General features: G+C 31.6%; 15 protein-coding genes. 6 read left to right on the top strand and 9 right to left on the bottom strand.

Annotation, left to right across the window (positions count from 1 at the left end; all coding sequences use genetic code 11):
• Positions 1 to 9 precede the first annotated feature (9 nt).
• Both modB and modC read left to right on the top strand, forming a co-directional pair.
• Positions 10 to 705: a molybdate ABC transporter permease subunit gene (gene modB / locus DKK70_RS05265; protein ID WP_110433038.1), complete on the top strand. Its 696-nt coding sequence runs from the start codon at positions 10 to 12 to the stop codon at positions 703 to 705.
• On the top strand, positions 705 to 1385 hold the full coding sequence (gene modC / locus DKK70_RS05260) for a molybdenum ABC transporter ATP-binding protein (RefSeq protein WP_110423007.1): 681 nt from the start codon (positions 705 to 707) through the stop codon (positions 1383 to 1385). Before modB ends, modC begins: the two co-directional genes overlap by 1 nt.
• Here modC and DKK70_RS05255 read toward each other — a convergent pair.
• The 4 genes from DKK70_RS05255 to DKK70_RS05240 form a co-directional block, all read right to left on the bottom strand.
• The gene (locus tag DKK70_RS05255) at positions 1364 to 2116 is read right to left on the bottom strand and encodes a UDP-2,3-diacylglucosamine diphosphatase (RefSeq protein ID WP_110433037.1); all 753 of its coding nucleotides are present in this window, start codon (positions 2114 to 2116) and stop codon (positions 1364 to 1366) included. The genes modC and DKK70_RS05255 overlap by 22 nt on opposite strands.
• A complete protein-coding gene (ppiB, locus tag DKK70_RS05250; protein ID WP_110433036.1) occupies positions 2109 to 2600 on the bottom strand; it encodes a peptidylprolyl isomerase B in 492 nt (163 codons plus the stop codon). Before ppiB ends, DKK70_RS05255 begins: the two co-directional genes overlap by 8 nt.
• Before the next feature lie 67 nt (positions 2601 to 2667).
• Positions 2668 to 3519, bottom strand: a complete 852-nt coding sequence (gene folD / locus DKK70_RS05245) for a bifunctional methylenetetrahydrofolate dehydrogenase/methenyltetrahydrofolate cyclohydrolase FolD (protein WP_110423004.1) — start codon at positions 3517 to 3519, stop codon at positions 2668 to 2670.
• Between the two features lie 69 nt (positions 3520 to 3588).
• Positions 3589 to 4281 carry a DUF2884 family protein gene (locus DKK70_RS05240; RefSeq protein ID WP_181415921.1) on the bottom strand — a complete coding sequence of 231 codons (693 nt, stop codon included), beginning with the start codon at positions 4279 to 4281 and terminating at the stop codon, positions 3589 to 3591.
• A 283-nt stretch (positions 4282 to 4564) separates the two neighbouring features.
• On the opposite strand from DKK70_RS05240, the gene DKK70_RS05235 reads away from it, so the two are divergent.
• Positions 4565 to 4831, top strand: coding sequence for a GrxA family glutaredoxin (locus DKK70_RS05235; RefSeq protein WP_034882950.1), 267 nt, complete (start codon positions 4565 to 4567; stop codon positions 4829 to 4831).
• A gap of 50 nt (positions 4832 to 4881) precedes the next feature.
• Here the strand turns inward: DKK70_RS05235 and tsaB are convergent, their stop codons facing one another.
• The 4 genes from tsaB to DKK70_RS05215 all read right to left on the bottom strand — a co-directional run bounded on the left by tsaB (position 4882) and on the right by DKK70_RS05215 (position 9743).
• Positions 4882 to 5562, bottom strand: coding sequence for a tRNA (adenosine(37)-N6)-threonylcarbamoyltransferase complex dimerization subunit type 1 TsaB (gene tsaB / locus DKK70_RS05230; protein WP_110433034.1), 681 nt, complete (start codon positions 5560 to 5562; stop codon positions 4882 to 4884).
• The gene (locus DKK70_RS05225) at positions 5559 to 7487 is read right to left on the bottom strand and encodes an ATP-dependent DNA helicase (RefSeq protein WP_110433033.1); all 1929 of its coding nucleotides are present in this window, start codon (positions 7485 to 7487) and stop codon (positions 5559 to 5561) included. Before DKK70_RS05225 ends, tsaB begins: the two co-directional genes overlap by 4 nt.
• Before the next feature lie 289 nt (positions 7488 to 7776).
• Positions 7777 to 8751: a glycosyltransferase family 8 protein gene (locus DKK70_RS05220; protein ID WP_110433032.1), complete on the bottom strand. Its 975-nt coding sequence runs from the start codon at positions 8749 to 8751 to the stop codon at positions 7777 to 7779.
• An 11-nt stretch (positions 8752 to 8762) separates the two neighbouring features.
• Positions 8763 to 9743 carry a glycosyltransferase family 8 protein gene (locus DKK70_RS05215; protein WP_110433031.1) on the bottom strand — a complete coding sequence of 327 codons (981 nt, stop codon included), beginning with the start codon at positions 9741 to 9743 and terminating at the stop codon, positions 8763 to 8765.
• A gap of 153 nt (positions 9744 to 9896) precedes the next feature.
• Between DKK70_RS05215 and DKK70_RS05210 the strand changes: the two genes are divergently transcribed.
• The 3 genes from DKK70_RS05210 to DKK70_RS05200 all read left to right on the top strand — a co-directional run bounded on the left by DKK70_RS05210 (position 9897) and on the right by DKK70_RS05200 (position 13152).
• The gene (locus DKK70_RS05210; RefSeq protein WP_110433030.1) at positions 9897 to 10838 is read left to right on the top strand and encodes a glycosyltransferase family 8 protein; all 942 of its coding nucleotides are present in this window, start codon (positions 9897 to 9899) and stop codon (positions 10836 to 10838) included.
• Between the two features lie 57 nt (positions 10839 to 10895).
• Positions 10896 to 11873, top strand: coding sequence for a glycosyltransferase family 8 protein (locus tag DKK70_RS05205; RefSeq protein ID WP_110433029.1), 978 nt, complete (start codon positions 10896 to 10898; stop codon positions 11871 to 11873).
• Between the two features lie 397 nt (positions 11874 to 12270).
• On the top strand, positions 12271 to 13152 hold the full coding sequence (locus DKK70_RS05200; RefSeq protein ID WP_146210846.1) for a hypothetical protein: 882 nt from the start codon (positions 12271 to 12273) through the stop codon (positions 13150 to 13152).
• 14 nt (positions 13153 to 13166) lie between these two features.
• On the opposite strand, the gene msbA is transcribed toward DKK70_RS05200, so the two are convergent.
• Entirely contained in the window at positions 13167 to 14939 is a 1773-nt protein-coding gene (gene msbA / locus DKK70_RS05195) for a lipid A export permease/ATP-binding protein MsbA (protein ID WP_110433027.1), read from the bottom strand.
• Between the last annotated feature and the right edge of the window lie 12 nt (positions 14940 to 14951).

Below are 14951 nucleotides of genomic sequence, written 5' to 3'. Positions count from 1 at the left end.
TTAGATAAGATGATATTAACTGAGTTTGAATGGCAAACATTGCTGCTAAGCTTAAAAATAGCCGGTGCAGCAATTATCTTCAGTCTTCCAGTAGGAATTTTGACCGCTTGGATTTTAGCGAGATGTCAATTTATTGGCAAATCACTCTTTGATAGTATTGTTCATCTCCCTTTAGTATTGCCTCCTGTGGTTTTAGGTTATCTACTACTTTTAACCATGGGACGCCATGGTTTTATTGGTGAATGGTTAGATAAGTGCTTTCATTTAAGTTTTAGCTTCAATTGGCAAGGTGCCGCGTTAGCTTCTGCGGTGGTTGCCTTTCCCCTTATGGTGCGATCGATCCGATTAGCGATTGAGTCCATTGATTGCCGGCTAGAAAACGTAGCTCGAACCCTTGGTGCTAAGCCATTTCGGGTCTTTATGACAATCACTTTACCGTTAGCTTTTCCGGGTATTTTAATGGGAATCGTACTCGGCTTTGCTCGTTGCTTAGGTGAATTTGGCGCCACAATTACCTTTGTATCAAATATTCAAGGTGAAACGCGTACTTTACCGTTAGCGATGTATACCCTATTACAGATCCCAGACGGCGAGTCAGCTGCATTACGACTTTGTATTATTTCGATTATTTTATCGTTAGTCGCCTTATTCCTTTCAGAAATGTTAAATCGTTGGCATAAAAAGAAATTAACAGGATCGAAATAATGTTAAATATTAATGTAAGCAAAAAACTCGCTTCGTTTGTTTTTGAGTTTAAGCATGAAATTAATTGCCAAGGTGTAACGGCTATCCTTGGGGTTTCTGGTTCAGGAAAATCAACACTCATTAATCTTATTAATGGTTTGATTAAACCTGATATTGGTTATATCAATCTAAATCAAGAAACGTTAGTAAATACCGAAAAACATGTTTGTATCGCCCCAGAAAAAAGACAAATTGGTACCGTTTTTCAAGATGCGCTCCTCTTCCCACATTATAGAGTGATTAAAAACTTAACCTATGGGGCAAAATCGCTAAATTCTGAAAGATTTGATGAGATTGTAACAGTGCTTAATATCGGCTCCCTCCTTAATCGTTATCCTGCTATGCTCTCAGGTGGTGAAAAACAGCGGGTTGCCATTGGTCGAGCTTTATTAACTAATCCGCAACTATTACTGATGGATGAACCTTTATCAGCTTTAGATATGCCTCGTAAAAAAGAGTTGTTAAGTTATATTGATAAACTTGTCAGTGATTTAAATATACCTATTATCTATGTCACTCATAATATCAATGAGGTAAAACGTATCGCACAACATGTAGCCGTTTTGGAGCAGGGAAAATTAATCGACTATGGCTCGACCGAGCAAATATTACAAAGTAATTATTTAAAAGAGTGGTTATAGAGCTTTAACGTAGCACTATTAGCTTCTTGTTTTATATAACTAACACCATCATGCCAAGCACCAAGTACCAATCTGGTTATTGATTCACCATTAATAATAAGATGATGGGTAGCCGGTTTATGGGTATGCCCATGAACCATAATATTGGCATTATGCTCTATCATCATATCAATCACTGCTTGTTGATTTACATCCATGATAGTTTCAGGTTTTATTTGATTATGCTGATTACTTTCTTTTCGTAATTTGCTAGCGATTTTTAAGCGAATAAACAGTGGCATTAATAAAAATAACTTTTGTAACCACTTTTTATGCATGATTTTTCGAAATTTTTGATATTGAGGATCATCAATACAAAGCAAATCACCATGTAAAAAAACAATGTTTTTATCCTGATTTGCTAAACAATTTATATCCCCTAATAGCGTCATATCACACCGCTTAGCGTACTGCTTGCCAATCAGAAAATCACGATTACCGTGAACAAAAAACTTTTTAATTTGCCTTGAGGATAACGCATTTAAAGCGTCTGAAATTTGATTGTGTAGTGTTGAACGAACATCATCCCCTACCCAATAATCAAACAAATCGCCTAGAATATAGAGTTCACATTGATTAGGTAGTTGTTCAAGGAAAGATAAAAAGCCTGCTGTAATATCAAAGTGATGTGCAGCAGGCTCATTTTCACCGAGATGAATATCGGCGATAAAAAAGCGAACAGGATTATTCAACCGTCACACTCTTAATAATAACATCTTCGACTGGCACATCAGAATGCATTCCGTTACGCCCAGTTTTGACCGCTTTGATCTTATCAACCACATCCATACCATCTACCACTTCGGCAAACACACAGTAACCAAAGCCATTGATATCAGAAGAACGATAATTTAAATAATCGTTATCCACAACATTGATAAAAAATTGAGCAGTCGCAGAATGTGGATCGGTTGTACGCGCCATAGCTAAAGTACCACGACTATTTTTTAAACCATTAGCCGCCTCATTTTTAATTGGGGCTTTAGTTTTTTTCTGGTTCATACCCGGCTCGAATCCACCACCTTGGATCATAAAATTGTCGATCACTCGGTGAAAAATGGTATTGTCATAAAAACCTTCTTGGCAATATTCAATAAAGTTTTTGACTGTTTCTGGAGCTTTGTCATCAAAAGTATTAATCTTGATATCACCTAAAGAAGTATGAAATATAATCATAAAATGTCCCTTATTTTCATTTTATTAATACATAAAATTTGAAAAAAATAAGCCTTTTAATAATGGCTTACTCACTAAATCTTTCACATGCTTCTAATGTATTGCTCATTAACATTGCAACGGTCATTGGGCCTACACCACCGGGAACAGGGGTGATCCAGCCTGCATATTGGCTAGCAACGTCGAATTCAACATCACCAACGAGTTTGCCATCAGGTAAACGGTTTATACCAACATCAATCACGATGGCACCGGGTTTTATCCATTCCCCTTTAACGTAATTGGGAATCCCAACACCAGCAACAACAATATCAGCATTACGAACATGTTTTTCTAAATCAACAGTTCGGCTATGAGTTATTGTCGTAGTACAGCCTAATAGCAGTAATTCTAATGCCATTGGTCGACCAACAATACTCGATGCACCAACAACAGTGGCATTCAAGCCGGATAAATTAATACCTGTTGATTCTAACATTTTAACCACACCATAAGGTGTACATGGGCGTAAAATTGGATCGCGTTGTAACAAGTGGCCAATGTTATAAGGATGAAAGCCATCAACATCTTTACGCGGATCGATACGTTCTAGCACTTTTGTCTTATCAATATTATCCGGTAGGGGAAGCTGAACTAAGATACCATGCACGTCAGCACGTTGATTCAATTCATCAATTAACGCTAATAGTTCCTCTGTAGTTGAGGAAGGATAATCATAAGCAAAAGAAGCAAATCCCACATCATCACAAGCTTTCTGCTTATTTTTAACATAAATTTTTGAGGCCGGATCTGAGCCGACTTGTATAACAGCTAATCCAGGAACCGATAAACCTTGTTCAGTACGTGATGCTACCTTTTTGGCAATTTCGTTACGTATTTGTTGTGCTAACGCTTTACCATCAATTATTTTTGCAGTCATAAGCGATTACTTCTTTTACCTATTCATTGTGAATGAGGTATTCTCGCAAAAGTTTTTATTGTTGTCTATTCACTTGTCGATTGATTGGTGAAGTTCTGTCAAAATCTGTTGATATTGTTGATCTACATCAGTAATTACCGAACAGATATGCGCATCAAATGCCTTAAGTTTTGGTTTTTGAGTTTTCCATTCATTTTTTGAAATATCTTTGATAGCACCGAAGTTTTTAAAAAAGTTAAATTCTACAATACTCCCTCCAACTACGTTATAAAAAATGCGTTCACCAATATCCTCCCCATCTTTTTTTATATTATTAAAGTTTTGATAGTAAAACGTTGTAGTGCCATTTTCTGTATTAATTGAACGATGCAATAATTTAACTAACCGTTTATAAAGTTTATTTAATTCACTATGTAGTTCACGATCATCACTCAATTTTCTGGTTATTGCTTGATCAAAAGCAACTTTAACCTCCAACAATAAATTTAATGATTGCTGTTCTAGCTGTGGTAATTGTAAACGCAGACTTTTTTGAAATTCATTAAGTTTTTTACGTAACGACTTATTCACTGATACCGTTTTTGCATTTAATACCACTTGTCCATCACTCATAATGGATAGATCATTTGCTTTATTAACGATATGGATGTTGTTTTTATTTATCACAATATCGTAACTTGGTTTGACCGGACACTCTTTTTTAGCGGCAAACGCCGTTATTGATAATGTTAATGAAAAAAGAAATAGTATTTTTTTTAGCATGCTGACATCCATTTAATGGTTGAAATTAAAATTATAGCGAGTAATATCAAATTAGCACTAAATTTAAAACTTAAAAAACCCCCATTCTTCAACTTTTTGGGAAAAAAATTGATAAAATATTCGATTAATTATCCAAATGATTAAAACCCATACCTAACTCGCTATGCAAGTGGAGGATCAATAGATATAATCTATTATATTAACTAAGTTTAACTACTTTTTTTTATTTGAAACTAAAGTATAGTAAATCCATTAAGCAAATTTAACTTATTCGAGGTGAAATATGTATGCTGTAATTTTCGGACGTCAAGGATGTCCATATTGTGTGCGAGCTAAAGAGCTTGCTGAAAAGTTATCTCAAGAACGCGATGATTTTTCTTATCGTTATGTTGATATCAATGCTGAAGGCATTACCAAAGAAGATCTCTCAAAAAGTGTCGGTAAACCGGTAGAAACCGTACCACAAATTTTTATCGATGAAAAACCAATTGGTGGTTGCACTGACTTTGAAGCCTATGCCAAAGCTAATTTGGGATTATTTCAAGGATAAATATTCTGCATAATAAATACAGATAAACCACCTCGGTGGTTTATCTGATCTTAACGGCCCGGTAATTTTTGCCAAGTCACTTCATTACGTAAATAAGTTGGTTCAACATCTTCAACTTTAACAACGTCATTTTTCAACCATTTCTGATGGGCGATAACGACTAAATCTTGTGCTTCTGGTAACCAAACTTCACTTTGTTTAATCTCTGCTAACATATCAGGATAAGTTTGCCAACCGGTGCCAGCCAAATAATAGTTATTATCAATATGCTGAATTTTTGATTTCACATCTTCAGGTTTGATAACGCATTCTGCAATAATCGCTTGCCACTCCTGATTTTGATATTGATATTGCCCCAAATAGACCTCACCCATTCTAGCATCTATCGCCGGAATAACTTTAGTTGCTCTGGTTGTTCGGTAGCAACCTTGCGCCAAAGTCATCAAGGTGGAAACACCTATCATCGGTTTATCAATGCCCAATGCTAATCCTTGCGCAACCCCTATACCAATTCTCACGCCAGTAAAACTACCAGGACCTTGCGCAAAAGCAATGGCATCGAGTTGTGAAAGTGTACAGCCTGATTGATTTAAAATATTATCAACCATTGGTAAGATCTTTTTAGTATGATCTCGCGCCGAAATCATGAAATCGTGGGTGATTTCATTTCGATATAATAGTGCTACGGAACAAGCTTCTGTTGAAGTATCAATGGCTAAAATAGTACTCATTTGTTTTCCAAATTATCAGGTTCATTGTTAGATAATAAAAAATCGATTACCTTGTTAACATCTCGGGTTCTTGGTGATGGCGGTAAACTATTAATAAACGTTGCGCCATAAGGGCGCATAACTAATCGATTATCACAAATTATAATCGCACCACGATCATTATGATGACGGATCAATCGCCCCACCCCCTGTTTTAGGGTAATAACAGCTTCAGGTAATTGCACTTCATTAAAGGCATCACCACCTTGCATTTGGCAATCCTCCATACGAGCTTTCATTAAAGGATCATCCGGTGAGGTAAACGGTAACTTATCTATAATAACACAAGATAAAGTATCGCCCCTAACATCAATCCCTTCCCAAAAACTACTGGTTGCGATTAATAGTGCATTACCGCTTTCAATAAATTGTTCAAGAAGTTTTGTTTTGCTAGTTTCACCTTGAACTAACACCGGTAATTTGGTAAGCAAACGAAATTTTTCAGCTAATGCATTCATCATTGCATAAGATGTACAAAGAAAAAAACAACGACCATTATTAGCCTCAATAACCGGTAATAAAATATCAACGAGTTTTTCTGCATTGCCTCGTTCATTTGGTGATGGTAGATAGCGCGGTACACACAAAATCGTCTGATTGATATAGTCAAATGGGCTTTCTAAAATTAAAGATTCAGCGTTGGTTAGCCCCAAACGTTTAGTAAAATAATCTAATTGATTATCGACTGATAATGTTGCTGAGGTAAATATCCAGCTACCTTCTCGCTGGGTTAACAATTCTTCAAATTTTTCCGTTACCGATAATGGTGTTAATGCAAAGAGAAAAGAACTATAGGTGCTTTCATACCAATAGCTATAACCAGGTACATGAGTTTCTGTCAACTTTTTTAACAATTGCTGGTACTGATTAACCCGGTCATAACAATTATCTAATGTGGTAGATCGACCTATGGCTAACAATAAAACTTCTTTACAAAAATCAAGAGCATCAAACAGATAAAATAATTCTTGTTTGATACTGGATTGATTAAATAGATAACGAAGATTACCTTTGTTATTCTGCTGACTGATTAATATTCGCAAATCTTGAGTACATTTTTGCAGTTTATCAGCGCACTGCTGTAACTGAGACATATCTTTAACTTCGGTTCGATAAGCCAAATTTATCTCTTTAGCTAAGTCAAATAGTTGTCGACTCGTTAACTGCTCGCCAAAATAGTGACAGGCAAGATCGGGAAGTTGATGAGCTTCATCAAATATCATTACATTAGCTTTAGGAATTAGCTCGCCAAATCCGGTATCTTTAACCACTACATCAGCCAAAAATAGATGATGATTAACCACCACAATATCGGCATTTAACGCCCGTTTACGTGCTTTAACCACATAACAATCATTATAATGCTCACAATCACTGCCTAAACAATTATCGTTAGTACTGGTTAAGATTGGCCAAATTGGATTGTCTTCAGTCACCGTAGTACATTTACTGATATCACCATCTTTAGTTTTGATTGACCAGTTTTTTACCCGAACTAAATCTGTACGTAAACTCTTATCTAAATCTCCTGCTGCCGCATATTGGTGATACATACGCTCTAAACAAAGATAATTGGCTCGCCCTTTAAGAAGTGAAATTTTACCCGTATAGTCCAGCGCTTTTTTGATAATGGGTAAGTCTTTACTATACAACTGTTCTTGTAAATTTTTAGAACCCGTCGAGATAATTACTTTTTTATCACTACGTAATGCAGGAACCAAATATGCAAAGGTTTTACCTGTTCCTGTTCCAGCTTCCACTACCAGCGAATGTTGGGCGTTGATTGCTTCAGTGACTTTATTTGCCATACGCTTTTGTGGTTCTCGTGCAACAAAACCATCTATAGCCGTCGCAAGCAAACCATTTTCTGCAAAATCATCAATCACTTAAAATGCACCTAATTAAAAGATAAGCCTAATTTGTCTATCCACACTAGAAAATATATTTAATAAATAAGCTAACGTTAGAAAAAAACAATTATATATTAGAAATGAAATTATTATCCTGAAATTGAACAATTAACTATCAAAATAACGATTTATAATATAGCAATAACTTAAGCAAAAATATAGACAAGAATAATCACTATAAAGAAAAAGCTTAGTTAGAAACTAATTAATTTTTTTAAATCTACAATCTAAATAAGCTCATAAAAATAAAATTATTTACCCATTATTACTTTTTCAATTTAGTTTTTAAATAAATAAGATAGTGTTTTATTCCAGATAGATATTTTTTTTGTCTAAACATCAATTTTGAATAAGCGCGAATTGAAGAGGTCTTTTTAGGACTATATAATGGTAAACAATCATTTCGCCATGGTGATTTTTCTAAATAAGAATCAAATAATATAGATCGATAAGGTTCATGCCAAGGTTTATTCTTAGTTATGTAATGAATAAAGACTGTTTCATCGGGAATTTTCGCATCTTCATTACCATTAATTGATAATGCCAATAAATTATTAAATTTTCTTGGTAATATTAGCCTTTTTTCACCGACACAAATATTTAAAACATCTTGATCCGGATATTGATATTTTTCACCACCATTTAATAGTTTCAACGTCTTATCAGTAATTTTATCTTCGCACCAAAGTGGAATGTTAATGAGCATAACACCAGAATTAAAATAAGTTCCTTCAATAACACCATATTTGGTACATTGAGATTGTTGCATATATGGTTCGTCAGCAACAGCAGCAAGTATAATGCCAGTAAGATCAATATTATTAATATCTGATAAGCTATTCGTACATAAGGTATCACTATCAACATAAAGTAACTTATCAGTGGTATTTTTTAGTATTATTGGCGCTATTAGGCGCACACAAGCTGAAAGCGGAAACTGTTCGGTATTTTGCTCATCGACTTTGAACTGATCATTAATAACATATTCAGTTATTGATATATTATTGAATTTAATTTCTCCAAATTTACGTCTATTCTCATCAGAAAGATTATGGGTAAATAAATGAAAATGAATCGGCATTACAGCATTATTTTTTAAAACAGAGAAAATATTTATACCTGCTGATAACGCATAATTATCATCAAAACATAATAAAATATGTATGACCGACTGATTATTGTCAAAATTATGTGACAGTAATTCATTCCTTTTATTAATAAATCTATCAACTTGAATCACGATTTACATCCTTATCGCTTTTTAAAAGCTTTATGCTTGAGATAAAGTAAATAATATTTGAACGCCGAAAAATATTTTTTTTGACTTACTAACAATTTCGCATAACGTCTGGTTGTTGAGGGTGCATGTTCATTAGCTAATGACAATTTTTGATTAGCCCATGGCGAAGAAGCAATATAACGTTGATAAAGTGGGGTTAAATATAGCTGATACCATGGTTTATTGCCGGTAACGTAATGAATTATAACAGTGTCATCACTTAATAAGCTATCTTCATTACCACCAACTGAGAGTGAAGTAAGTTGGTTAAAATTTTTAGGAAGAAACAGAGTGTTACCTTGCATTAGAATATTCAAAACGTCTTGATCGGCAAATTTATAAACTTTACCGCTATTAATCATTGCAAAAGCTTTTTCTGTTAAGTTATTAGCTACCCACATGTCAGTATTAATATAAATCATTCCTGCATTAAAATATTCACCATACGAAATATTGCAATCTGGGCATTGTTTTTCTTGAGTTTTATCTACATCTGCAACTACAGCAGCATATTTGTCAGTTAAATCTTTATTGATTAAATCATCCAGTTTATTAGTACAAAGGATATCACAATCTAAATATAACACCCTCGAAGCTACTTTATTTAGCAATTGTGGCACAATAAAACGTAAACACGTTGATGCCGAAACATGTAGTACTAAAGTATCAGGATTTATCGAGAAATCATCGCTCACTTCATAACAAATTATCGAGGTATTATTCTGACTAAGTTGATTAAAGTCTTCAATTTTTTTATTAGATACTTTATTAGCAAATAAATGAAAAAACAGATTTTTATCGGGGTTGTTGATAATAATTGATGACATAGCAATACCTGCTGGCATTGCATAATTATCATCGAAACAAAATGCAATATGCACTGTTTCTTGTGATTCAATAATATGACTAAATAAAGTAGTAATCTTACTAATGAAAAGATTTTCTGTTAACATGTTCTAGTAATACCGACAATTTGAAATTTGTTTTATTGTAACATAACTAATTATTATAAAAAAATTAACTATCCATTTCATATTTATTTAACTATTTTGTAATACATGAATAGCTATGATATATTTAAAACATTGTATTAATGAGTGTTTGAAATGAATAATAGTATTATTAATATTGTATATTGTACAGATTCCAATTATCTAGAACATGTTGGTGTTTCTATTACTTCGATCATACTCAATAATAAAAGTAATAATATTCATTTTCATATTTTTTTGTATGATGTTTCAGACGAAGAAAAAAATAAGCTAAAAGAAATTAGCTCCGCAATTACGCTTTATTCAATTCCTATTGATGAGCTAAATAAATACATTGACATTAAGAATGAAAAAGTAAAACATATCAATCGTTCAATGTATATTCGCTTATCTGTTCCAAGATTATTACCTGATTATATTGATAAGTTTATTTACTTAGATGCTGATATCTTATGCTTTGGCGATATTTCTCCTGTTTTAAATATCAATATTGATTCAGTAGTTTGTGCGGTAACAGCTGATTCTTTAAATGATGATAATCTTTTAGCAAATGCAAATCGCTTATCGTTAGGAAATAAAAAATACTTTAATTCAGGTTTTTTATATATTAACAGTCAGAACTGGAAAAAATTTGACACAGAAAATAAAGCCAACCAAATATTATTATCACCAGAGAATTATAATTTAATCTACCCAGACCAAGATGCTTTAAATATTGTTTTGCAAGAACGTGTTGTTTTTGTTGATGTTAAATGGAATTATTTATTTACTTGGATGAATGATGAAGAAAAGGAATCTTTCTTTCATCATAAAAAATCGTTACCTTATTTTGTGCATTTTACAGGTCCAAGAAAAATATGGTACGCAGAACATAAAGGTTTAGCCCAAGATTTATACATTTTTTATAAACATTTTACCCCTTGGAGCGATGTAGTATTGAAATCTTACCAAAGCAAAATGAGACCAGTTGATTATAGGGTATATGCAAAACAATTCTTAAAAAAAGGCCACATAATTCAAGCAATAAAATACTACATAACTTACTTAATAAAATAATATTATTTTTTTTTAATATTAGATATAATTTATTGAAACTCCTTAAATTTGATTTATATGTTTAGAGCTAATGATTTTATCAGTAAAATAGAAAATATTTGTAATAATAGTTGTTGTCAATTTCCAACCTTACATATTGCCTTGGGTTTCGATAATAATTATGCATTGCCAGCTGGGGTAACAATTTCTTCAGTAATTAAAAACACGCCCAATTATAATCTTCATTTCCATTTATTTATTGATAATGTTTCCGAAGAAAATAAATCCAAATTCAAACTATTAAGTGCTGAAAATATCTCTATTACCTTATATAATCTTAATGATTCTTTTACCATTAATAAAGATACTCTAGTTCTGCATATTGACTCTGTATCAACATGTATACGTTTAATTATCCCAGAAATATTAGAACCTTTAACTGATAAGTTTGTTTATCTTGATAGTGATGTTCTTTGCTTAAACTCACTAAGTTCAATTTTGGATTATGACATTGATAATTATGTTGCAGGTGTTATATCCGATACAAAAGATATGCAGCAAACCATAAGCGAAATGTATAATATTGATTATAAAAAATATTTTAACGCTGGCGTTTTATTTATTAATACTAAAAAATGGTGCGAATTGCAATTATCTGAACAAGCAATAAACTTGATCAATGATGGAAAAATATATAAATTTGCAGATCAAGATGTTCTAAATATCTTGTTAGAAAATAAGACATTATTATTGCCTATAAAATATAATACTAAAATAAAAATCTCTATAGATGCACATGAAGAAAAGAGTATAAAACCCTATACTGTTATTTTACATTATATTTCTCTCAATAAGCCTTGGTTTCAAGTTTATCTTTCAAACTTATATTCTTTCTATTTAAACCAATCTCCATGGAAGGATGACCTTTGTCCTTTAACTGGTAATAGTTCTTCAATAAGAAATTATTCCAAGTATTTATTCAAAAATAAATATTATTTTAAAGCTATTTCTAATTATTTTCTTTATTTGAAATATAAATTGATACTAAAAAAATAGCTTATGTGTTAATAACATATCAATATTTAATGATGCAGGTAATTACATTTTTGTAACACCTGCTAGATCAAGTTTAACCCATAATATTTCTTTCCTAAGCATTCTCCCCACCAGTTAATTTTCTTTTATCTTTTTTTCTCTTCCTACCTGTTTAGTTCAGATAAACCAGTCTATTAATTCACTATCCTTGCTTTTCTGATAAATATTAATTATTAAAATATATTTCAATAAAAACTGATGATAAATTTATTTATATAGGCATACTAATTGATTAATATTTAAGTTATACTTAGAAAACAATAAAAATTTTATTACATCAAGAATGATATTTGTTTCTCTTCCTGTTCATGAAAACCCACGGGTTATAATTAATCAATTAAAAAATTTCAGACAATTTATGATTGATGCAATTATTGTTTTGCATATTTCAAAACAAGCATCTTTCTTGAAAGAAGACTTAGTATCCTTATTAAAAATTAATAATATAGATAATGCAATAATTAATCCTAATTCATTAGATACATCTTGGGGTAATATTATTAAAGCACACATATCTAATATAAAATTTATACAATCAATATCAATAAATCCTGACGATAAAATTATATTTCATGCATCCAATGATATGTTAATAAAACCAGGGTTAAATAACTTTTTATCTACAAAATTAAATTTATTTCATACTCGAATTTATAAATGTGATGGTTATTGGTGGCCAGCCAATATAGCAAGAAATGCAGATAAAAGTTTCATGCGCCAATTATCTTATATTGGTTTGAATGATAATTTTATTGTTGGTTCTCAGATTGAGGGCTCAATGTACAAATTAGAAATATTAATGGAAATAATAAAAATTATTGAAAATAAGAATTTATTAGATAATATTGATATAAATTATCCTAGAGAAGAAATATATTTTCCGTCTTTTGCTTATGGATTTGGTGTTAAACCTGATCATGTTCCATATGTTTATTCAGAAATCCATTATCTTGAGATGAAATTTTGGGCATTTTCAAAAAAATTAGATAGTTTTTGGTGGATCCCAAAAAAGAAAAAAATTAAGCGAATAGTAAGAAAAAAATTAATTAATAATAAAAATTTTCAAATAAACAAGCAAATAGTTGATGATATTTTAAAATCAAAATTGAAGGAAATTTCAATAGAGGATGGAGGATTCGTTTGGCAACCATATCCTCAACCCTGTAATTTATTTGGTGTAAAAAGGATCAATCGAGATATTGATGATCCTATGAGAGTTTATATAAATTCATTAAATTAAAATTTAAAAAATGTTTAATTATTAAATTCTCTATTGTAAAGAGAAGCATATATTTTATTTTCTTTTAATAAATCTAAGTGAGTACCTTTTTCTACAATTTTACCATCGTCAATTACTAATATTTCATTGGCAGATTCAATAGTAGATAAACGATGAGCTATAACAATTGAAGTTCGTCCCTTTCTCAAGTCATTCATTGCTAATTGTATAGCTTGTTCCGATTCTGTATCTAGAGCTGAGGTTGCTTCATCCAAAATTAATATTGGTGTATTACGTAATAACACTCTAGCTATCGCGATTCGTTGTCGTTGTCCGCCAGAAAGCAATATTCCACTTTCTCCAACTATCGTATCAAATCCATTTTCAAAATTTTTTATAAAATCATAAGCATATGCTTTTTTTGCTGCATCTTCTATTTGTTCTTGAGAATATTCACCTATACGTCCATAAGCAATATTATTTGCTATTGTATCATTGAATAAATGTACATTTTGAGAAATTAAGCCAATTTGATTACGTAAGCTATATAATGTTAAATCTTGAATATTATAATTATCAATGAGTATTTGTCCTTCATTTATTTCATAAAGACGAGGGATCAAACTCGCAATAGTTGTTTTTCCTGAACCAGAACGACCTACTAAAGCGATTGTTTCACCTTGATTAACTTTAAAATTAATATTTTTTAATACCTTTTCTTTTCTTGTTTCATAATTAAAGGTAACATTCTTAAACTCTATGTTACCTTTAACATGTTCAATATGAATTTTTCCGTTATCTTTTTCAATTGGTTGTTCAAATATAGCGAATAAAGTCTGACATGCAGCCATCCCTTTTTGGAAATCAGCATTAACACTCGTTAAACTTTTTATCGGCTGCATTAATGCAACAAGTGAAGAAAATACTACGGTAAATTGACCTGGGGTTATACTTAATTCAGGATTACTTGCCATTAATAATACAAAAGCAATAGCAAATGATACCACCAATTGAACAATTGGAGTCGATAAAGCTGAAATTGATACCAATCTCATTGTATCATGCCTAAATTTGTTGTTAACTTTATTAAAGTTTCGAGATTCTTCCTCTTGAGCACCAAAGACTAAAATTTCTCGATAGCCTTTTAACATCTGTTCAACAGACATTGTGACATCACCCATTGAATTTTGCATATTCTTTGCTAGTTTCCTAAATTTTATCGAAACAAAGCTAATTAAACCAACTACAATAGGTGTCACTATGATCAATGATAATGATAATTGCCAGCTATTACTGATCATTGTATAAAATAAACCACAAATAAACGCTGTTTCGCGAATAATGGTAATTAAAGTATCAGATGAAGATGAGGCAACTTGATCACAATCATAGGTAATACGCGATAATAATTTTCCTGTGGAATTTTGATCATAATAACTAACTGTAGCATCAATATAATGATTAAATAAGCGTTGGCGAATCTTTAATACAATATCTGAGGAAATCAATGTTAAAAAAAACGCATATCCATAATTTGATATTCCACGAACAAATACTAAACCAAAAATATAAAAAGGAGACATCAATAAAAAATTTTGATCATTAGCGACAAAACCTCGATCAAGCAATGGTTGTAATATAGCAATAAGGGAAGTATCCACAAAAGCACTTATTATTAACAATAAAATCGATAAAAAGAGTACAAGTTTATGTTCAAAAATATACGGTAATAGTTTAGAAAAAGTTTTCCATGTAGATGAATCGTGTTCAATAGCATTAGTTAATGTTTGATTATTTTTATTTGGCATATCTATAAGATC

This window comes from Gilliamella apicola (assembly GCF_003202655.1).
Lineage (GTDB): Bacteria > Pseudomonadota > Gammaproteobacteria > Enterobacterales > Orbaceae > Gilliamella > Gilliamella apicola_R.
This window is presented reverse-complemented; position numbering and strand designations above follow the sequence as displayed.